General features: G+C 38.9%; 31 protein-coding genes. 12 read left to right on the top strand and 19 right to left on the bottom strand.

What is annotated here, in order from left to right:
* Positions 1-37: 37 nt before the first annotated feature.
* From ASC84_RS19785 to ASC84_RS19700, 19 genes are all read right to left on the bottom strand, one after another.
* Entirely contained in the window at positions 38-397 is a 360-nt protein-coding gene (locus tag ASC84_RS19785; protein ID WP_056517847.1) for a cupin domain-containing protein, read from the bottom strand.
* A gap of 76 nt (positions 398-473) precedes the next feature.
* Positions 474-1,022 (bottom strand): GTP cyclohydrolase I FolE, encoded by a 549-nt coding sequence (folE, locus tag ASC84_RS19780; protein ID WP_171064926.1) that lies wholly within the window; start codon positions 1,020-1,022, stop codon positions 474-476.
* Positions 1,023-1,148: 126 nt separating this feature from the next.
* Positions 1,149-1,850 (bottom strand): Smr/MutS family protein, encoded by a 702-nt coding sequence (locus tag ASC84_RS19775; protein ID WP_034611770.1) that lies wholly within the window; start codon positions 1,848-1,850, stop codon positions 1,149-1,151.
* A gap of 192 nt (positions 1,851-2,042) precedes the next feature.
* The gene (gene trpC, locus ASC84_RS19770) at positions 2,043-2,849 is read right to left on the bottom strand and encodes an indole-3-glycerol phosphate synthase TrpC (RefSeq protein WP_056517846.1); all 807 of its coding nucleotides are present in this window, start codon (positions 2,847-2,849) and stop codon (positions 2,043-2,045) included.
* An 18-nt stretch (positions 2,850-2,867) separates the two neighbouring features.
* Positions 2,868-3,914 (bottom strand): anthranilate phosphoribosyltransferase, encoded by a 1,047-nt coding sequence (gene trpD / locus ASC84_RS19765; protein ID WP_004724601.1) that lies wholly within the window; start codon positions 3,912-3,914, stop codon positions 2,868-2,870.
* Between the two features lie 18 nt (positions 3,915-3,932).
* Positions 3,933-4,517 carry an aminodeoxychorismate/anthranilate synthase component II gene (locus ASC84_RS19760; RefSeq protein WP_004724599.1) on the bottom strand — a complete coding sequence of 195 codons (585 nt, stop codon included), beginning with the start codon at positions 4,515-4,517 and terminating at the stop codon, positions 3,933-3,935.
* 116 nt (positions 4,518-4,633) lie between these two features.
* Positions 4,634-4,837: an AlpA family transcriptional regulator gene (locus ASC84_RS19755; protein ID WP_056517845.1), complete on the bottom strand. Its 204-nt coding sequence runs from the start codon at positions 4,835-4,837 to the stop codon at positions 4,634-4,636.
* Entirely contained in the window at positions 4,837-5,082 is a 246-nt protein-coding gene (locus ASC84_RS19750) for a hypothetical protein (protein WP_056517844.1), read from the bottom strand. The genes ASC84_RS19755 and ASC84_RS19750 overlap by 1 nt, the downstream gene beginning before the upstream one ends.
* A complete protein-coding gene (locus ASC84_RS19745; protein WP_081409406.1) occupies positions 5,082-5,390 on the bottom strand; it encodes a hypothetical protein in 309 nt (102 codons plus the stop codon). The genes ASC84_RS19750 and ASC84_RS19745 overlap by 1 nt, the downstream gene beginning before the upstream one ends.
* On the bottom strand, positions 5,383-5,889 hold the full coding sequence (locus ASC84_RS19740) for a hypothetical protein (RefSeq protein WP_162242542.1): 507 nt from the start codon (positions 5,887-5,889) through the stop codon (positions 5,383-5,385). Before ASC84_RS19740 ends, ASC84_RS19745 begins: the two co-directional genes overlap by 8 nt.
* 49 nt (positions 5,890-5,938) lie before the next feature.
* Positions 5,939-6,556 carry a lambda exonuclease family protein gene (locus ASC84_RS19735; RefSeq protein WP_056517842.1) on the bottom strand — a complete coding sequence of 206 codons (618 nt, stop codon included), beginning with the start codon at positions 6,554-6,556 and terminating at the stop codon, positions 5,939-5,941.
* Positions 6,534-7,292 (bottom strand): RecT family recombinase, encoded by a 759-nt coding sequence (locus ASC84_RS19730; protein ID WP_081409413.1) that lies wholly within the window; start codon positions 7,290-7,292, stop codon positions 6,534-6,536. Before ASC84_RS19730 ends, ASC84_RS19735 begins: the two co-directional genes overlap by 23 nt.
* Positions 7,293-7,377: 85 nt before the next feature.
* A complete protein-coding gene (locus ASC84_RS19725) occupies positions 7,378-7,578 on the bottom strand; it encodes a hypothetical protein (protein WP_056517840.1) in 201 nt (66 codons plus the stop codon).
* Position 7,579: 1 nt separating this feature from the next.
* A complete protein-coding gene (locus ASC84_RS19720) occupies positions 7,580-7,972 on the bottom strand; it encodes a hypothetical protein (RefSeq protein ID WP_056517839.1) in 393 nt (130 codons plus the stop codon).
* On the bottom strand, positions 7,969-8,553 hold the full coding sequence (locus ASC84_RS19715; protein ID WP_056517838.1) for a hypothetical protein: 585 nt from the start codon (positions 8,551-8,553) through the stop codon (positions 7,969-7,971). The genes ASC84_RS19720 and ASC84_RS19715 overlap by 4 nt, the downstream gene beginning before the upstream one ends.
* Positions 8,554-8,555: 2 nt before the next feature.
* Complete coding sequence (locus ASC84_RS22985; protein WP_171252565.1) at positions 8,556-8,693, bottom strand: hypothetical protein; 138 nt, start codon at positions 8,691-8,693, stop codon at positions 8,556-8,558.
* Positions 8,694-8,896: 203 nt separating this feature from the next.
* Positions 8,897-9,709, bottom strand: a complete 813-nt coding sequence (locus ASC84_RS19710; protein ID WP_081409405.1) for a damage-inducible protein D — start codon at positions 9,707-9,709, stop codon at positions 8,897-8,899.
* A 208-nt stretch (positions 9,710-9,917) separates the two neighbouring features.
* Positions 9,918-10,220: a hypothetical protein gene (locus ASC84_RS19705; RefSeq protein WP_056517837.1), complete on the bottom strand. Its 303-nt coding sequence runs from the start codon at positions 10,218-10,220 to the stop codon at positions 9,918-9,920.
* Positions 10,221-10,233: 13 nt separating this feature from the next.
* Positions 10,234-11,004: a S24 family peptidase gene (locus ASC84_RS19700; RefSeq protein WP_056517836.1), complete on the bottom strand. Its 771-nt coding sequence runs from the start codon at positions 11,002-11,004 to the stop codon at positions 10,234-10,236.
* A gap of 117 nt (positions 11,005-11,121) precedes the next feature.
* Here ASC84_RS19700 and ASC84_RS19695 point away from each other — a divergent pair, with 117 nt between their 5' ends.
* From ASC84_RS19695 to ASC84_RS19640, 12 genes are read left to right on the top strand one after another with little or no spacing between them, the layout of a single operon-like run.
* Complete coding sequence (locus tag ASC84_RS19695) at positions 11,122-11,370, top strand: hypothetical protein (protein ID WP_056517835.1); 249 nt, start codon at positions 11,122-11,124, stop codon at positions 11,368-11,370.
* A 57-nt stretch (positions 11,371-11,427) separates the two neighbouring features.
* Complete coding sequence (locus ASC84_RS19690) at positions 11,428-11,925, top strand: phage regulatory CII family protein (protein WP_056517834.1); 498 nt, start codon at positions 11,428-11,430, stop codon at positions 11,923-11,925.
* 46 nt (positions 11,926-11,971) lie between these two features.
* Positions 11,972-12,160 carry a hypothetical protein gene (locus tag ASC84_RS19685; RefSeq protein WP_056517833.1) on the top strand — a complete coding sequence of 63 codons (189 nt, stop codon included), beginning with the start codon at positions 11,972-11,974 and terminating at the stop codon, positions 12,158-12,160.
* Positions 12,157-12,993, top strand: coding sequence for a hypothetical protein (locus ASC84_RS19680; RefSeq protein ID WP_056517832.1), 837 nt, complete (start codon positions 12,157-12,159; stop codon positions 12,991-12,993). Before ASC84_RS19685 ends, ASC84_RS19680 begins: the two co-directional genes overlap by 4 nt.
* A 2-nt stretch (positions 12,994-12,995) precedes the next feature.
* Positions 12,996-14,333 carry a DnaB-like helicase C-terminal domain-containing protein gene (locus tag ASC84_RS19675; RefSeq protein WP_056517831.1) on the top strand — a complete coding sequence of 446 codons (1,338 nt, stop codon included), beginning with the start codon at positions 12,996-12,998 and terminating at the stop codon, positions 14,331-14,333.
* On the top strand, positions 14,330-14,587 hold the full coding sequence (locus ASC84_RS19670; protein WP_056517830.1) for a hypothetical protein: 258 nt from the start codon (positions 14,330-14,332) through the stop codon (positions 14,585-14,587). The genes ASC84_RS19675 and ASC84_RS19670 overlap by 4 nt, the downstream gene beginning before the upstream one ends.
* Positions 14,584-15,381, top strand: a complete 798-nt coding sequence (locus ASC84_RS19665) for a hypothetical protein (protein WP_056517829.1) — start codon at positions 14,584-14,586, stop codon at positions 15,379-15,381. The genes ASC84_RS19670 and ASC84_RS19665 overlap by 4 nt, the downstream gene beginning before the upstream one ends.
* Positions 15,378-15,620 carry a hypothetical protein gene (locus ASC84_RS19660; protein WP_004723595.1) on the top strand — a complete coding sequence of 81 codons (243 nt, stop codon included), beginning with the start codon at positions 15,378-15,380 and terminating at the stop codon, positions 15,618-15,620. The genes ASC84_RS19665 and ASC84_RS19660 overlap by 4 nt, the downstream gene beginning before the upstream one ends.
* Entirely contained in the window at positions 15,617-16,006 is a 390-nt protein-coding gene (locus ASC84_RS19655) for a hypothetical protein (RefSeq protein ID WP_056517828.1), read from the top strand. Before ASC84_RS19660 ends, ASC84_RS19655 begins: the two co-directional genes overlap by 4 nt.
* Positions 15,999-16,358: a hypothetical protein gene (locus ASC84_RS19650; RefSeq protein WP_056517827.1), complete on the top strand. Its 360-nt coding sequence runs from the start codon at positions 15,999-16,001 to the stop codon at positions 16,356-16,358. The genes ASC84_RS19655 and ASC84_RS19650 overlap by 8 nt, the downstream gene beginning before the upstream one ends.
* Positions 16,351-16,851 carry a hypothetical protein gene (locus tag ASC84_RS19645; protein WP_056517826.1) on the top strand — a complete coding sequence of 167 codons (501 nt, stop codon included), beginning with the start codon at positions 16,351-16,353 and terminating at the stop codon, positions 16,849-16,851. The genes ASC84_RS19650 and ASC84_RS19645 overlap by 8 nt, the downstream gene beginning before the upstream one ends.
* The gene (locus tag ASC84_RS19640) at positions 16,838-17,233 is read left to right on the top strand and encodes a hypothetical protein (protein ID WP_081409404.1); all 396 of its coding nucleotides are present in this window, start codon (positions 16,838-16,840) and stop codon (positions 17,231-17,233) included. The genes ASC84_RS19645 and ASC84_RS19640 overlap by 14 nt, the downstream gene beginning before the upstream one ends.
* Position 17,234 lies beyond the last annotated feature (1 nt).

The following is a 17,234-nucleotide window of genomic DNA, read 5'->3' as shown; positions in this document are numbered from 1 at the left end:
CGCGCTGATCATCAAAAAAATCACAAGTTTTACTGACTCAAACTTCAACCACAACAAAATATTTTTTAACTGCTTCAAGCACTTCAAATGTACCGATAAATGAAGGTGGGATAATTCCTGCTTCACCAGCTTTAATTTCTACAAATGATGAGGTGTTTTTATCATGCAATCGAACAATACCTTCAATTAGCTGAAAAAATTCCTGTTTATTGTCTGCAAATTGAATATCCCATGCACCGACCTCGCATTGCCAAATACCACAATTCATATTGGGATGTTCATACAAACTTTGCGTGAGTCGTTTTGGATTTCCTTTAACTAATCGCTCTGCACGAGGATAATCGATAGTGGTTTCACTGTGCGTTAAACCATGACCTGCCAACCAAATTAAAGACATTGTAAAACCCTATCGTAAAATAAAGCCTCAATAAAATGAGGCTTTGATATTTATATTGCTTGCTAAATGATTAGTCTTAATGTGCTTCAGGCACGGCAGATAAAAACTCACGACGTGCTTCTTTATCTGTTTTAAAATCACCGACAAATGACACGGTACGTGTGGTCGATTCTTGTTTGCTGACACCACGCATCATCATACACATGTGCGCTGAATCAATGACCACCGCAACACCACGTGCTTGGGTAACTTCAGCCACGGCATCTGCGATTTGTTTGGTCAATTGTTCTTGAATCTGTAAACGGCGAGCAAACATTTCTGTGATACGGGCAAATTTAGACAGTCCTAAAACATTGCCAGAAGGGAGATAGGCAATATGTACACGACCATGAAAAGGCAATAAATGATGCTCACATAACGAATAAAATTCGATATTCTTTACCAAGACCATTTCATCATTATCAGAAGGGAAGACCGCATTATTGGTCACTTCTTCCAGCGTTTTGCTATAGCCAGACGTCAAGTACGAAAAAGCTTTAGCCGCACGCATAGGCGTATCTTTCAGACCAGGACGGTCTAAGTCCTCGCCAACGGCAGTTAAAATATTCGCGTAGGATTGCTGCATAGACATAAAACGTGTTCACTTATACGGTTTGAACAAGGACGGCATTGTATCAGAAAAATGAATAATATTTTCTAATTACAAGATAAACCGACACTTAAGAGAGTTTTGATCATTTAAAACAAACGATCATGGATTTCCATTTGATTTTGGATTTCTTTCAGCACGTTTCAGTAAAACCAAAACTGCGCCTGTGCCACCTTGTTTTTCAGGAGCACTGACAAAAGCTAAAACATCACGATGTTGACGAAGCCAGCCATTCACATAAGTTTTGAGTATGGCTTCTGGACCTTTGCCATGGACAATTTTAATGACATTTTGGTTTTCATCTTTTGCCATTTGAATGATTTGCAATACAGCAGAGCGTGCTTCTTCAACAGTACAACCATGTAAATCAACAGCTTCAAACCAGCGTAGATTACCAGCTTTTAAGTCTTCAAAAACTTTATGTTGTAGTGTTGCGATGCGATAGCTTAAAGCCGCCTGACTTGCAACAGGATTTAAAATTGCTTGAGTATCTGACAATTCTGCATCATTAATTTCAAATGCACCTTCAGCCGCCGCGCGTTTGGCAAGGGTTTTTGCATCTGGTTTTTTGCGCAAATCACTACGCTCGATTTTGGCAATATTGCCGTTATCGAGTTTGGTTACACCGCCGAGTGCGGTTTTAAACAAATCAGCATCATCTAACTCTTCAGGTGCTGTTACTTGTGCATTCTTACTTTCAGGTTGCACTGCAACTTTTGAAGAATGCGGAGGAGTGATTTGTTTTTTGAATTGTTTTAATAAATCAAGCTGTGATTTAGAGAATGTGGAATCAGATTTACTCATAATTGCAAAAAACAGTAAATGGACGGTATTAGGCGCTCAGTATAGTCTGAATCTTGTCAAATTTGAACTGAATTGAATTCACACCGTTATATCTGCGTTGATCGTGACTTGAATGTTGGGAATTTAAAAATTTATAGGATGAGTGGGAGAAATATGAAAACAGGGTGAGCGAACTCACCCTTTGACTTTTAATTACACTGTTTCAGGCAGACCAAACAACGCATTAAATGCATGATCAGGGCGTGGTTGCTTCATAAAGCTTTCACCCACAAGGAATGAATGAATATCGTGTTCTTGCATCATGCGCACATCATCTGGTGTTGAAATACCACTTTCAGTGATCAGTAAACGTGATGGTGGAAGTAACTTCTTCAAACGCAATGAGGTATTTAAATCGACATCAAAGGTTTTTAAATTACGGTTATTCACACCCAGTAAACAACGCTCTGAAAGTTGCAATGCACGTTCCAGTTCAGCTTCATCATGAACTTCAACCAAAACATCAAGGTTCTGCTCAAATGCGGTCTTTGACATTTCTTCAAGTTGTTGATCTGACAAACAAGCCACAATCAATAAAATACAGTCGGCATGTAAAGCACGCGCTTCGATAACGCCGTAAGGATTAATCAAAAAATCTTTACGTAGCGCAGGTAATTCACAGTGACTACGTGCAATCTGAATATTTTCATCAGCACCTTGAAAGAAATCTAAATCTGTTAAAACAGATAAGCAGGCTGCACCGGCTTGCTGGTATTGTTGAGCAATTTCTGCAGGGTTAAAGTTTTCACGAATCACCCCTTTTGATGGCGAGGCTTTTTTAATTTCAGCAATTACACCTGGGCGTTTGCTGTATAAAGATTTTGCAAAACCACGCACAGGCGTTGCAGCTTGGGCAAGCGCTTCAACATCGTTTAAACTACGTTGTTTTAAACGTTGAGCAAATTCTTCGTATTTACGATCAACAATTTTACCCAACATTGTATTGGCAATATCCACCATGATAACGTCCTCTAATCCTTAAGCTTCATACTCTTTGAGTGTTTTGGTAAATTCAGACAAAATGCCCATTTTTTCTAAAGCTTGCCCACCATAGATAATATCATGTGCTAAAGCGACACCTTGTTTATAACTCTTGGTCAAACCTGAAACATAGATGCCAGCACCAGCATTTAATGCCAGCATACTGGCTGCTTTTTCACCTTTAGCTGATTTTTTCTTACCGAGTGCATCTTTGATTAATGCTAGGCTCTCAGCAGCACTATCAACAGAAAGACCAGTTAAGGTTTGAGATTCAATATCTACATCTTCTGGTTGAATCATCCATTCCGTGATTTCACCATTTTTTAATTCAGCAACATAAGTTGAGGAAGCCAAACTGATTTCATCTAAGCCATCTTTAGAATGAACCACCATGACATGCTCAGCCCCCAGTTGTTTTAAAACTTCGGCCAATGGTCGACACAATTCTGTAGAAAATACACCAATCACATAGCGACGTACCCCAGCCGGATTCGTAAGCGGGCCAAGGAGATTAAAAATACTACGGAAGCCCAATTCTTTACGTGGGCCAGCCGCATATTTCATCGCTTTATGATGGTTTGGGGCGAATAAGAAGCCAACCCCCATTTCACGGATGCATCGTTCTGTCTGGTGCATATTTAAATCGAGGTTAATCCCAGCCTGTTCTAAAAGATCAGACGAGCCTGATTTAGAAGAAACACCACGATTTCCATGTTTTGCAATAGTTGCACCTGCTGCTGCAATAACAAATGAAGAGGCAGTAGAGACGTTAAATAAGTTTTGTCCATCACCACCCGTGCCAACAATATCAATTAAATGCGGGATATCACCCACATCAATTTTAATTGCAAACTCACGCATTACACGTGCGGCAGCGGTGATTTCGTCAATACTTTCACCTTTTAGACGAAGTCCCATCATAAATGCACCAATTTGGGCATCTGTGGCTTCACCACGCATGATAGTACGCATCACTTCTTCCATTTGAGGTTGAGTGAGTTCGATATTTTTAGTGATGTTATTTAAAGCTTGTTGAATATTCATTATCTTGTACTACGTATATTAAGCATAAATTTCTAAAAAGTTTTTAAAGATCTGATGACCATGTTGACTCAGAATGGATTCTGGATGGAACTGCACGCCTTCAATTGGCAATGTCTTATGTTTGACACCCATGATTTCTTCGATAGAACCATCTGCTTCATTGGTCCAGCAAGTGACTTCCAGACATTCAGGCACACTGGCTTGATCAATCACGAGTGAATGATAACGTGTTGCTGAAAATGGAGAAGGTAAGTTGCTGAAGATCCCTTGGTCACTATGATACATGTCGGATAAACGACCATGCATCACCGTTTTGGCACGCACAATTTCGCCGCCAAAAGCCTGACCAATTGCTTGGTGACCTAGGCACACACCGAGTGTTGGAATTTTTCCTGCAAAATGCTGAATTGCAGGGATAGAGATTCCTGCTTCAGAGGGTGAGCAAGGACCAGGACCAATCACTAAGTACTTTGGTTGCCATCGTTCGATATCCTCTAAGGTCACGGCATCATTGCGAACAACTTTAACGTCTTGGTTTAACTCGCCAAAATATTGGACAATGTTATACGTAAAGCTATCGTAATTATCGATCATTAGAAGCATATTGATACTAACCTATAGAAATTTATCAATTTATTTTGTTTGATGGATTTGGATACCCGTTAGGTTACCCGTTTTGAAAAAAGTACCTAGTTACAGCACAAAATATAAAAAGCCTGCTAGGTGCAGGCTATGATATCAGATTCTTGTTTAAATTCTTCCACTTTTTGCTTTACATAGGACTCATACCAGAACACATCTTTTTCTGAAATTCGATTAGGTTGTTTGATATTTCCTTTCTTGATTTCAGAGTAAAACTTTTTACGACCATATCCTAAGTAATCCATAAAAACCTTTGCTCGGACACGACGATCAATTTCCATCAACCTTCCTCCTTCACTTCAGAACGAATCACATCTTTGCCAAACTTAAAATCGGCAGTTATGTTTTTCTTGCCATCATCAGTCCAGTTAAAAAATTCCATCTGCCCATTTTCCAGCCCCATTAACTCATGATTTGCTTTTAAGAATTCCAAACCAACAGCAAACTCTTTTAAACAATCTTCAATTCGATCATTTGGGATTTTGAAGAAATCAGATAGGGTTCGGATTTCGTAAGTTTTAGTCATCAACCTTCCTCCTTTTCTTCTTGCTTAATCCGTTCACCCGATTTAATTTCCTCATCTGTTGGCATTTCTTTAAGAAACACAGTAACTGGACCATTTCTGAAATCAATTGAGGTCATTTGGCCATCTAATTGATTACGCTCTTTAGAGGTTAGGTTTCTCCATTTTGCTATAGTCCATTCTCCCTTAAGTAAACCAATGGGCATATCTCTACACAGTGAACCAACGCTATAACCTTGATCCTCAACCCATGTTCTTGCTGCATGTAGAGCTGCAAAGTCACCAGTTTGATTAAATGTTTCTTCAATCATGCCTTTGCTCCTGTGCTTCTTCAAAGACTCGTTCATTTTCCAAAACTATCTCTTTACACTCACTCTCAGTGCCAACAAAAAACTTAGATCTTGATCGTTCTAACGGATTTCCAGCATCTGCAACCCAAGTACCATATAGCTTTTCTGTACCTATATTCGCTTGTGTGTGCTTATTGATTTGCATAATGTCACCTAAGTCAATGCAATCACCAAGACTGTCAAAATCTGAAGGCGAGTTACAGAAATTTTCAGGTTCATTATTATCTTGCCAGAAGCATGTGATTTGATCTTTCGGCACCAAAACAAACCCTTCAGGGGTGGCTTGGGATTTGGCTGCCTTCCATACTTCCCATGCTACATTTACGACCTCGGTATCTTCACCATGATCATTCTCATAACACTGGGTTTTCTCATCAAAATAAGTTTGTTCATGATGTTCAAAATCAAAATTTTCTATTAAAAAATCCTGAAATAATTTTCGTTCTTTATTAATTTCCATCACAACCACCACGCCATTTGCCAAAGTTGAAAGTAAAGTTTTAGGAGGGTCATGCTGCGAGCTCCTTTTGATTAAGCTGAATAAAGGCGCTATCAATTACCCGGTTAAAAGCAATAACTGAATTCTCAACACCTTGAATGTCCAAATCTTTCGCATAAATACGCTTAATGAAAAGCTGTAAATGCTCAGGAAGCCGCGGATCGTAACTCACAAAATCACACCACTCACGACGAGTGCAGGCCAATTGCCAAGTGATTTGTGGGATGTGTTCATCTGGAACTTCTTGCATCAAAATCGTATTTAAATGCGTTGTGGTAGAAGGGCACTTAATCTCAAGTTGCCCATTTTTCCCAACCAATCCATCAGGACTGGCGCCACTCATTTTGATAGCAGGGTGATCGATTAAACCAACATCTGTGACAAATGATCCTGTGTCATTTTCATAAGCAATTACTGCAAATGGCTCTTGATCAATCCCCCATTGCATAGGGCCAGTGGTTTTAGTTTCTTCCTGAACACCAGTAAGGCGCTCAGAAAGAATAGTTAACGCCAAAGCGTTGTAGCACTTGCCTTTGGATGGTTTTGCGCCCATATCTTTGATGCGTGATGCGGTAATTTTTCCGCATCGTTGAGCATGCCAATCATCATTCCGCTGCAGAGTGTTCATAAACTTCCCCTTGTGGCTGATCGGCTTTTTGTGCAGCAGCCTTTAATGATTCTTTATGCATAGTCCAGAAGTGCGAGCGACATTTACCTTTTGGTAATTCCGCATAGCCAGTCTCAAGAGCCTCCATTCCCTCAAATGCCAATTCACGCATATTATTTAAATGTGCTTCTTCGAATAATGCATACTCTTGAGAAAACCCATCATCAGGCGTCACATTTAAAGTAGGTGTGTTGTCTTGTAATTCATCCTCTGTATAAACACCCAAGATCACATCGGGAAAATGCAAGCGAGATAGCTTTTTAATTGCTAAATATGCAATTTGCTGTTTTGGATCATTTACCCAGTTTGGTGAATTGCGTGTTGTGCCGACTTGAGCAAATGAAACATCGAGCGTACGTGGTAGATTTTCACCTTTCAAAACAACTGTAACGGTTACGCCAATGCTAGGGTCTTTGCACGTCTTACCATCTACTTTTGACCAGTCGCCAAACCACTGATAATCAGGGCGACCAATGATCGGTGCACGATTGATAATTACCGCATTCACAAGTTGTGCTTCATAACCCAAGTTACCATTAACTAAGTGGGTCTTTTGAGCCACGGCAAAGGGATTCATTCCCCATTGCATTGCCTGCATTGTGATAGCCAGACAGTCTCCCGAATTACCTTGCAAGTGCTTTGGTACCGTAATAACGGCTTTGCACATAAAGTCAGCGAAAGCGACCATGTTTTGCATTGCAGCTGGATCTAAAACTAATGCTGAAGTTTGAGCATTAGCAGGAAGCGCAGGGGCTTGATTTGTTACTGGTGCATTCATCTTCTTATTCCTTAATATATTCAACATGTTCGAAATAAACTTTTTCAACATCTGACATTTTTGATTCATTGATTTTTTGACCACACTCGCAGTCTTTGGCGGCAACAGGCTGACCCATACACCCACATTCATTGCCAGAACAACAACCAACAAAAACTATTCCAGTGTCACCACAGTTTTTACATGTAGGGGTTTTGCTTTCCATCTCACGCAACCCCTTTTAATTCATTAACTTTTTCTTCTTCAAAATGCGCTTTAAGCATTTCGTTGAGTGCGTAAACTTGACTATTTGTCAGTGCAAATTGAAGTCCTTGAGCAGCAAAAATATCGTCAAAATCTTCAACAACTGGACGGTGCCAAGTCGCCACTTCAAGTAAGTCATAATCCACATCAACATCATTTTGCGGATCGCTTGTATTGTTCCAAGCAAGTGAACTTGTAGTTTGATTTGCTTCAACAACAGCAGACACATAACAAGCGCTGTAGTTCGGTACAATTAATGAGAAATAGACTTTTGAGTCTTGGATAACAAACTCATCAGCAACTACAAGATTTTGAAAAGTAGGTGCTTCAGGAGCGTAATTAGAAAGCATATTCATTGTTGTGGCTCCTTAACTGCGTCATACAACTTGATTGCATGCACTATTGCGTAACAGCACCAGATATAATGAAAGGTGTAATCATTAGTGCTGTATTCCCAAAAATCGTCCAACTGAACGCCATCTTTATTTGGCACCCAATTACGAATTGCATCTACAAATTCAAACTCGTCATCGGTATCGATTTGATCCAAATATTCTTTTTCTTCTGCTATTTGTTCTTCATCAAAATCTGTACATTCTTTCCAGTTTTCAAATTCTTGATTAAGGGCATCGCGTGCTTTTTCTGGTGAGTATCTTTTGAATTCTCCAGCCTCTATTTTTTCAGACCAATAACACGGATTAATCTCATCTGGTTGACCACGGAAAAACTTAAACATGTCTGAAAGACGTTCAAACACATAACAACCCATATCACCACTAATCATTAATAATCCTGGGCGAGTAGTGATGTTGTAGTAATAACTACTTGTGTTAGGGCGCTTGATTGTTAAATCACGAAATAAGCCGTGATCTAAATTGATTGTGAGTTCGTGATTTTTGGTATCTTTACTGAAACGCTCAAAAGTACAAACTTCCATACTCACCCCCTTACCAAAGCGATATAGAACATCGCACCGATTAAAAAGATGATGATTGAGCCAAGGAATACATCTTGGATGTACTGACGCTTAACGATTTGATCTATCGTCAGTAGACGTTGTGGTTTTTTGTGTGACATAATTACCTCGCCATTTGGTAAAACCCTCGAATTGCTTTGACCGGCTTCGGGGGTTTTGTTTATCTGATGAGATGTAATTTAGTATTTACTAATTAATTAGTCAATAGTATTTACTAAATATTTAGTAAATTTATTTAGTATTATGTTTTAATAGACAAAAGAAAACCCACGCTGGGTGGGTTAGATGGTAATTTTATTAGTGTTTATTTTTTCTTGTCTAACTTCTTCATTTCTCTATTTGTACCTTTTAGGCGTTTTTTGAGTTCTGCTACATTTTCTTCAATTGCTAAATCTTCAGGTAAAATACCACTATTTTTATACATCATCGATCTAACTTCACTGCCTACTTGTTCTGCTGTTTTCATTGCAGAATTAATACCATACCCATCTGATGATTTTAATCTTTCAGCTGTTTGAGTAACCCTAAACAAATTACCAGCCAACTCTGTTAAACCCATAACGTCATAGGCAGTTTTTGCATTTGTATCAATATTTTTATACTTTTTTAATTGTTCAAGAGGCATATCATACATTCCTCTAAAACCAGCATCTTGAAATAAACCATATTGATAACTATCAACACCAACTGATTTAGCTGCACCATTCATAATCTTATTCGCAGCAGCTAAATCTTTGCGTACCTCAAGGCGTGCAATATCATTATTTCCGATATGAGAATCAATTAACTGGGCTGCAATAGCAGATAAAACAACTTTTGCATTTTGAACTTCAATTTTTTTATCGTCAGCTTGCATTGTGATAAGAAAGCAAGCAAATCTACTTAATCGATAAGTTTTGAACGGCTTTCCAGTTACATCCACTGTGTTTTCTGGGATAAAGCAATCATCAGAATCAATACCAAGACTAGAGCATGAAGCCATAGCCTTACTGATAACACTTTTGAAATTTAACCAATTTTCATAACCCAGCTTTAACATAAATTCGTGAGCAAACCAGTATCGAATCCCATTTTGATGGGAATCCCTCTCAAAATCTTCAATATTTATTAAATTCATAAGCCACTCCTATATGTGCGAGATTGTGCCATATTGAGGTATTATTATCTACTTTACTTACCCGATCATTCTAAGGACTGCGTCGGGTTCCCAGTTTAAAAAACGATTGAAACCCAACAGAGGGCAACTGCAATAAGAATTATCCCTAGTTTCATGTAGTCAAATTTATTCATCTTAGATTCTTCTTATAAAAATTGCTTTTGGCTTATTAAGCTTCTGAATACTTCTCTAAAAACTCATCCACCCATCCTTGCGCCACTTCAAGATTGGTTATGTCAGTCAGCTTTAGATTTGTTTCTTCTGCTTCGTTAAAACCCTCAATAATGGCCTCAAAGATGTTTGCTTCGGTAATGACCTCACGTGCAATTTCCGCAGCGTCATAGCTTTGCTTAGCTTTTTTAAGTGAGGCTATTTGTTTATCAATTCCTGCGCCAATTTTAGCTAATGCCAATTTAAATTCTTGACGATTAATTGTTAGCGCAGTTTTGTATTTATTAAGTGTTGCGATCATAACATTCTCTTTTTTATGTAGAATTCGGGTGCTCTTGCTTATGTTGACTTGGTGGAATAATTTCGGTGATGGCGGTGATACTTTCTACGTCTTCCATATCAAATGTAATTCGCTCACCACCGTTTACAGCAAGTAAATTTAGAACATTGTTGTTTATACCAATCAATTCTTTAATCGTACAACGTCCATCTTTTAAGCAAACCTGAACAAATTCAGTTGGAGTTAGCTCTGCATCTGGATCACAAACTACATACCACCCATTTCGAATTGCTGGGTACATGGAATCACCAGTACCTTTTATCCCGTATGATTTATCACCAGCGGAACGGGAAGGAATATATCCATCACCACCGTTACCCTCATAACCCATATCTGTGAAAAAGCCATCCATTCCCATTTTGCTGTAAGCCTTAACTGGAACCCATCTTTTCCTAGATAGAAACGGCTTTTCAATCACATGCGAGAATAAAACAGCATCTTCACTATCGGGAATGTTGTATTGCTTTTTAAATGCTTCAATGTCAAGTTTTTTGAACTGAGCAGGTGTCTCATTTGTGGAATTTAATTCCCTGTCAAGCAAACCCTCTTCCCAGCCAACTTTACGCTCCAAGTTACGTGCGGCTTTTTCTCCAAAACTTCCATGACCATTAAGAAGTTGAGAGATGTGGCTTGGATTTAAATCATAGTGTTCACAGAAAGCAACATCAGACTTAAAACCTTTCGATTCATTAACAGCATTAATAGCTGTGCGCAAATTTATGCGTCTTAAAGCAATTTTATCCATATTTAGTATTTCATATAGTTTTTAGTAAAAAGTAAATTCGTGTTTGCTAAATATCTGTTGACATATTTAGTGATTAAAATTAGTATTTACTAAATATCACTAATAAGGAGATTCAACATGTCTTCTAGCAATACCCACCAACTCAAATCATTTTTAACTAGCCTCACCATTCAAGAAAAAGATGATTTTGCAAAACAGTGCTCAACGACAGTTGGTTACTTAAATCAAATTATGTATGGAAATAGCAAATGTAGTGCTTCACTAGCAATAAAAATTGATAAAGAAAGCAATGGTTTAGTTTCTTGCGATTTGCTTTGCCCTGAAGCTGATTTCAATTACTTAAGAGACCAGAAACTTAGCGCTTAGTTAATTATCTATTAACCAAAATATTAAATAAACGTGAAGAAATACAAGGATTCACATATGGAAATCAATTTAAGCCGAGAAGCTCAAAACGCAATTTGGCAAATGATAAGCAATACACCAGGCTTTACACCCAAAGATATTGCGCAGGTATTAGGTGATTCGCACAACACTATTTGCAATTACGCGAATATCAACATGCCAAATCACTTACCAAGCATAAAAAAGCTTGAGGCAATTCTTTACTACACACAAAACCCAGCTCTTTTGAAAATATGGGCGCATGAACTTGGCTATGCATTAGTTCCTGTTACATGTGACCGCAGTAAGCATCATGAATTGTCGATCTTTGAGGCAATGATGCAACACAACATTAAGTCTGGAAAGACCAATAAAGCTGTGTATGAAGCTTATGAAGATGGTGTTGTGACACCGCAGGAATATGAAGAGATTCATCAACTGACATTGCATCTAATTGAATTAGCGACCGCTGTAGACCAAGCAGCTTTAAAGCAAATGAAGAAGTACACATCAGGTACAGAAATAGAAAAAGCCTGATGTTCGAGATCAGGCTTTAAATTCATCAATTTTGGGACCAATGAATATGAAAACAAATTTAGCACATGAACCACCAGAGCCGCAAGCAACCTATCGAGAAAGAATGATTGAGCAAAAAATCAGACTTCTTGAAGGTGCGCTCAAAGCAAATATGGAAAAGCCATGCTTAGACAATGCCATGGGTGTTGCCAAAGCTCGTTATGACCTTTTTGATTTTCTGCGAGGTGCTGTGTGAATACATCAATCTCAATGATTAAGCTGATTGAGGCTATGAACGATCAACCAATTGCGTTTAACAAACACTATGTTTTTATCGGGTGTGGAATTAATGGCGCACTAATGCTATCGCAATTGGTGTACTGGACCGCACGTACTAAAAATTCTGATGGGTGGATCTATAAAACCCAACATGACTGGACTATGGAAACTGGTCTAACTCGCAAAGAACAGGAAAATGCCCGTAAAAAACTGAAAGACCTAAGTTTTTTAAAGGAAATGAAAAGGGGTGTACCTTGCAAGGTTTACTTCAAAGTTGAGCGTGAAAATCTATACAAAGCATTAATAGAATACTCTGAAAGCCTTGATTCATCACAGTATGCACCAAACGGGCAATCTAGTCTGAACGAAACGGGCGAACTAGTTGGCACCAAACGTACCAACAGTGTTGCACCAAACGGGCAATCTATTACAGAGAATACAACAGAGAATACTACAGATATTAATTTAGGCGCATCCGCACCTAAAGCACAAAAATTCTCTGCTAAAAAATTCTTATCTCAAAATGGAGTTTCAGAAGAAACAGCTCAAGAGTTTATTGATCTGAAAAACAAGAAACGTAAAACCATCACTGAACGCGCTTTAAAAATCATTTTCAATCAGGCAAGCGAAGCACAACTTTCAAATGAGCGTGTGTTCCAGATCATCGTTTTGCGTGGCTGGGAATCTTTCAAGGCAACTTGGGCATGGCATGAGACCAATAGTCAATTAGAGCAATTGGAGAATCCAAGAACTACACAACCACAATCCAATCAACAAGAATCTATTGAAGATTCATTTGTGGAGTTCTGATCATGTCAAACCTACACAAAATGGAATTCGAACAAGCAGTACTGGCTACATTGATGACTGTTGACAACAGCTACAACAGCCTTGAAGTAAAGCCAAGTGTTGAGGATTTTTACGCTACTCGTCACCAAGAAATTTTAAAGGCAATTGAAAACCTGAATATCCAAGGTAAGCCTTATGACGTGGTGATGGTTAAGGATTTACTGCAAGCCAATAATCAATTGCACATCCTTGGCGGTGAACAGTACTTGATGCAAATGATGCAAGAGGCACCAGCATCGTTTTACAACATTCCAAGCTACATCTTGAAGTTAAAGAAGCTTACTGAATGCCGAAAAATAGAATCTGCTGGCAAGAAGATTATTGAGCTGGCTCAAAACACATTGACTGAAGACATGCCAATGAAAGCCCAAGAAATTGTGGCTGGTGTTGAATCAGTGATTGCCACTGATACTCGTTACAACTTGCAGGATTCAAGTGTGATGGCGTTTGAAGTACTTAACGAGAAGATCCAGCACAAGACCAATAAAACTGGTTTGGCTTATGGCGTAAATACAGGTTTACGTGATCTTGATGCAATGCTTGGAGATATTGAACCAAGTCATTACATGGTTGTTGCTGGTGCACCAGGTGGCGGTAAAACAACAATGGCTCAAATGGTTTCACTCAATGCAGTTAAACGCAACAACGCACCTACATTATTTTTCTCAGGTGAAATGGCTCATTACGAAGTCACCAATCGAATTGTAAGTGCTTTGGGCAAGATTCCATTTGATCACATCAACAAAGGAAATATGACAACTGACGATTACTCATCGTGGGTTCATTTAACTGTCGATGTTTTTCCTCAATACAAGCTTGATATTGTTGATAAAACAGGTATCACAATTCAAGAAATCCGTGGGGAGATTAAGAAATCAATTGCGAAGCATGGACGAATCGGCTGTGTGATTGTTGATTACATTCAGTTGATGAGCGATCCATATTTCAAAGAACAATACGATGTTATCACTGCGGTTTCAAAAGGTTTGAAAAAGATTGCCAAGGATTTCAAGGTCCCAGTAATCGCTTTATCTCAACTCACCAAAGATGCCATTGGCAAAAAAATCACAATGTCTGATTTACGTGGCTCAGGTCAAATCGCTCAGGATGCCGACAAAATTGTGATGCTTTATCCATGCCCAAATGCACAAGGCGTAATCGTTGCTGATGTTGTTAAAAACCGACAGGGCAAAAAGGGAGAGGTTCGTTTGAGTGATCGATTTGAGTATTGCCAGTTCGGAAATGTAGGCAGTGTTTTAGATGGTATTGAAAGTGTGTCAATGCAAGGGGAGCTGGTATGAATGCAGTTGAGTTTGTGAGGAAATATGGTTGGAAAGAAGCCAATAAAGCAAGTGTGAGTATTTTTAATGGTGATGTTACTTACAAGCGAGAAGAGATAAATATTGACGATGTAAGAAGCTTAGTCAAAAGCTGGGAAATAGTTAAATCATTTGGTGGCTTGGAAGATTCTAAAGCCATTTCAAAGATGGGCAGATATTATAAATATCTTAAAAAAGCCATTCGAGACGTGGAAAGCGTAGGGGGTGGGGTGTGAATGCATTAAATAAAATTTTTACTGAACACAAATTAATCTTAGAAACAGACTTTGTAATTTGTAGTTTCGGTGGTGGCACAAACTCTACTGCACTTCTGATTGAATGTGTAAATCGTGGTATCAAAATAGATTTAATTCTATTTGCAGATACAGGTGGAGAGAGGCCATTTACATATCACCATGTCTACTGGATGTCGCAATGGCTTATCACAAAGGGCTACCCATCGATTATTACTGTGAAAGCACCAAACGTTACGCTCGAACAAGATTGCTTAAATCGAAATGCATTACCTAGTGTTGCTTATGGTTTTAAAACATGTAGTCAGCGGTTCAAGATTCAGCCTCAAGATAAGGCTATTAATCAAAATCCTTATGCTAGACAAGCGTTAAAAGATGGCTATCGCTTAGTTAAGTTGATTGGTTTTGATGCTGATGAGCCATATCGAGCAAATAAAGAATACAACGATAAATTCACCCGTATTTATCCGCTAATTGAGTGGAATATGGGTAGGGCTGAATGCATTCAAGCGATCCAGAATGAAGGCATAGTACTACCTGGGAAATCATCATGCTTCTTTTGCCCAAATTCAAAACCAAGCGAGATTAAATGGCTGGAGCAAACCCATCTGGATCTGATGCATAGGGCTTTAACAATGGAGCAGCAAGCGGATCTAAAAGAAATTAAAGGTTTGGGGCGCAATTTTTCATGGAAATCAATTTATCAGCAGCAAGATGCATTTATGGATCACTTTGTACCTGACATGCCTTGCGATTGTTATGAGGGCACAGAATGAAAGCTCACAGCACAGTAGAACAATTCGAAAAAATGGTTTTGGTTTTAAAGAACTCAATTGAAAAGCGAGGCAAAACTTCAATTGCTGATATTCAACAATGGATTGATGGGAACTATTCGAAATCAAAACGTTTCGCATATCAACTAAGGGAAGCAGGGTATTTGAAATCTGATAATGCCAAGCCTCTTGGGTTTACTGCAACCGACAAAGCAAAAGAATTATTTAAGGTGGCACTATGACAACTATAAACAACTCTGAAAACTTGATTGAGAAAGTAGGCGGGATTGATAGGGCTATAGCACTTGAAGCAATGCTTCAAAAACATGCTGTTCCAGAAGGTTGGAAGATTAGCATTATCAATGGAATGTGGCATAGAAGCTCAGTTGGCTTTACTCACAGCGACCTCCGCACCGCCATTTCAGAGCATGACGAGTTTAAGGTGGGGGATTTGGTGGTTCACCCTAAATTCGACAACAAGAAAATATATGAAATTATTAAAATAAAAGGTGATCTATTTACGGTTTTCTATGACAGAAACTCACACTCATTTCGTTCGGATTTAAGGCACGCCACACCATCCGAAATTAAAGCAGGTCACCGTTTGGAGGCAGAACGTCATGGATAAGTTTGAAGAATACATCAAGGCAAGATATCCAGTTGATTATGAGCATCTTAAAGAAAAATATCCAAATGTGCCTGTTGGTGAGTTTTACGGTGATGAAAAAGATCTTTGGAACTACCGACAGGCTGAGGTTGATGAACTAAGAAAAAGTTTTGATTCGTCGCAAAACCTTTCGAACTTGAGAGCCAGGACAATTGATAGCTTTAAAGAAAAAATCTCAGATCTTGAAAGCAAGCTTGAAGAGAAAGACAAGCGGATTGAAGCAGCTCTAAATCATCTTAATGATGTTCGAAATAAGGGAATGGATCAATCTTGTTATTTGGCGATAAAAGCCCTGCGAGGTGAGCATGAGTAAGAATCCAGTGACTGAACAAGATATTCGCTTGCCACAATTCCGTGACGCAAAACTTGAGGATCTAGAATTTGATGGATCAGGTGAGGTGGTTCGTAAAGATCGCTTTGAAAATTCAATGCGAAAAATCCAAGGAATGCTACACGGTATTAATGGGTTGTCATCTCGTAGCACTTGGACTTGTGATCAGGTAGTTGGTGCGGTTGATCAGTTGTTAAGGTTTAGACAGTTGGTCACAGCACTACATACTGTTCCAGATGATGCTGAGTTTTACCACTTTGATAACGATGTATATGTGAAAGACATTGATGCAGAGCATGAGTATTTAGCTAGAAGTGCGCCAAAAGAAAGTCATCTTATTAACCATATGATTTGTGAGGATGATGGCAATTGGGAGCAAAGTTCAGGGTTTATTGAATACATAGATCATTTAATCAGTATTGAAGCCATGAGGAAAGAAATTGCTGATTTTGGTGACAACAATGCAAATTCCTAAAGGGTGGCAAACACAGTCGAAGCCAGTGGCGAGATCAGTTCTCAAGCCAAGACAAAAACATGAACCATCATTAGGTGAACGGCTCTTATGCCGTCACCTTGACGCTTTGAAAATCGAATATGTGCAAGAGTTTAAGTTTCATCCAGAGCGGAAGTGGAAGGCTGATTTTCGCATTGAGGGTTATCCAATTTTGGTTGAGGTTGAGGGTGGTGTGTTCTCAGGTGGTCGTCACACAAGAGGCAAAGGTTATTCAGCAGATTGTGAGAAATACAGTGCAGCGGCAATCCTTGGTTGGGTAGTGATTCGAGGTACTACAGAACAGGTTAAGAAAGGGATTCTCATTGGTTGGATCGAAGAAGCGATTAAGAAGTTAAAAGTTTAAG

The organism is Acinetobacter sp. Root1280, assembly GCF_001425285.1.
In the GTDB taxonomy this organism is placed as follows: Bacteria; Pseudomonadota; Gammaproteobacteria; order Pseudomonadales; family Moraxellaceae; genus Acinetobacter; species Acinetobacter guillouiae.
Note: the sequence above shows the minus strand (reverse complement) of the source record. Positions and strands in the feature narration are given on the sequence as shown.

What these genes read in the sequence shown, in the direction of transcription:
- ASC84_RS19700 (WP_056517836.1), bottom strand. Translation starts at nt 11,004, where the DNA reads ATGGATAAAATTGCTTTAAGACGCATAAATTTGCGCACAGCTATTAAT.
- ASC84_RS19760 (WP_004724599.1), bottom strand. Translation starts at nt 4,517, where the DNA reads ATGCTTCTAATGATCGATAATTACGATAGCTTTACGTATAACATTGTC.
- ASC84_RS19650 (WP_056517827.1), top strand. Translation starts at nt 15,999, where the DNA reads ATGGATAAGTTTGAAGAATACATCAAGGCAAGATATCCAGTTGATTAT.
- ASC84_RS19660 (WP_004723595.1), top strand. Translation starts at nt 15,378, where the DNA reads ATGAAAGCTCACAGCACAGTAGAACAATTCGAAAAAATGGTTTTGGTT.
- ASC84_RS19740 (WP_162242542.1), bottom strand. Translation starts at nt 5,889, where the DNA reads ATGGAAATTAATAAAGAACGAAAATTATTTCAGGATTTTTTAATAGAA.
- ASC84_RS19685 (WP_056517833.1), top strand. Translation starts at nt 11,972, where the DNA reads ATGAAAACAAATTTAGCACATGAACCACCAGAGCCGCAAGCAACCTAT.
- ASC84_RS19645 (WP_056517826.1), top strand. Translation starts at nt 16,351, where the DNA reads ATGAGTAAGAATCCAGTGACTGAACAAGATATTCGCTTGCCACAATTC.
- ASC84_RS19640 (WP_081409404.1), top strand. Translation starts at nt 16,838, where the DNA reads ATGCAAATTCCTAAAGGGTGGCAAACACAGTCGAAGCCAGTGGCGAGA.
- ASC84_RS19755 (WP_056517845.1), bottom strand. Translation starts at nt 4,837, where the DNA reads ATGGAAATTGATCGTCGTGTCCGAGCAAAGGTTTTTATGGATTACTTA.
- ASC84_RS19690 (WP_056517834.1), top strand. Translation starts at nt 11,428, where the DNA reads ATGGAAATCAATTTAAGCCGAGAAGCTCAAAACGCAATTTGGCAAATG.
- ASC84_RS19705 (WP_056517837.1), bottom strand. Translation starts at nt 10,220, where the DNA reads ATGATCGCAACACTTAATAAATACAAAACTGCGCTAACAATTAATCGT.
- trpC (WP_056517846.1), bottom strand. Translation starts at nt 2,849, where the DNA reads ATGGTGGATATTGCCAATACAATGTTGGGTAAAATTGTTGATCGTAAA.
- ASC84_RS19725 (WP_056517840.1), bottom strand. Translation starts at nt 7,578, where the DNA reads ATGGAAAGCAAAACCCCTACATGTAAAAACTGTGGTGACACTGGAATA.
- ASC84_RS19750 (WP_056517844.1), bottom strand. Translation starts at nt 5,082, where the DNA reads ATGACTAAAACTTACGAAATCCGAACCCTATCTGATTTCTTCAAAATC.
- ASC84_RS19735 (WP_056517842.1), bottom strand. Translation starts at nt 6,556, where the DNA reads ATGAACACTCTGCAGCGGAATGATGATTGGCATGCTCAACGATGCGGA.
- ASC84_RS19785 (WP_056517847.1), bottom strand. Translation starts at nt 397, where the DNA reads ATGTCTTTAATTTGGTTGGCAGGTCATGGTTTAACGCACAGTGAAACC.
- ASC84_RS19655 (WP_056517828.1), top strand. Translation starts at nt 15,617, where the DNA reads ATGACAACTATAAACAACTCTGAAAACTTGATTGAGAAAGTAGGCGGG.
- folE (WP_171064926.1), bottom strand. Translation starts at nt 1,022, where the DNA reads ATGCAGCAATCCTACGCGAATATTTTAACTGCCGTTGGCGAGGACTTA.
- ASC84_RS19775 (WP_034611770.1), bottom strand. Translation starts at nt 1,850, where the DNA reads ATGAGTAAATCTGATTCCACATTCTCTAAATCACAGCTTGATTTATTA.
- ASC84_RS19695 (WP_056517835.1), top strand. Translation starts at nt 11,122, where the DNA reads ATGTCTTCTAGCAATACCCACCAACTCAAATCATTTTTAACTAGCCTC.
- ASC84_RS19730 (WP_081409413.1), bottom strand. Translation starts at nt 7,292, where the DNA reads ATGCAAAACATGGTCGCTTTCGCTGACTTTATGTGCAAAGCCGTTATT.
- trpD (WP_004724601.1), bottom strand. Translation starts at nt 3,914, where the DNA reads ATGAATATTCAACAAGCTTTAAATAACATCACTAAAAATATCGAACTC.
- ASC84_RS19720 (WP_056517839.1), bottom strand. Translation starts at nt 7,972, where the DNA reads ATGAATATGCTTTCTAATTACGCTCCTGAAGCACCTACTTTTCAAAAT.
- ASC84_RS19715 (WP_056517838.1), bottom strand. Translation starts at nt 8,553, where the DNA reads ATGGAAGTTTGTACTTTTGAGCGTTTCAGTAAAGATACCAAAAATCAC.
- ASC84_RS22985 (WP_171252565.1), bottom strand. Translation starts at nt 8,693, where the DNA reads ATGTCACACAAAAAACCACAACGTCTACTGACGATAGATCAAATCGTT.
- ASC84_RS19670 (WP_056517830.1), top strand. Translation starts at nt 14,330, where the DNA reads ATGAATGCAGTTGAGTTTGTGAGGAAATATGGTTGGAAAGAAGCCAAT.
- ASC84_RS19710 (WP_081409405.1), bottom strand. Translation starts at nt 9,709, where the DNA reads ATGAATTTAATAAATATTGAAGATTTTGAGAGGGATTCCCATCAAAAT.
- ASC84_RS19675 (WP_056517831.1), top strand. Translation starts at nt 12,996, where the DNA reads ATGTCAAACCTACACAAAATGGAATTCGAACAAGCAGTACTGGCTACA.
- ASC84_RS19745 (WP_081409406.1), bottom strand. Translation starts at nt 5,390, where the DNA reads ATGATTGAAGAAACATTTAATCAAACTGGTGACTTTGCAGCTCTACAT.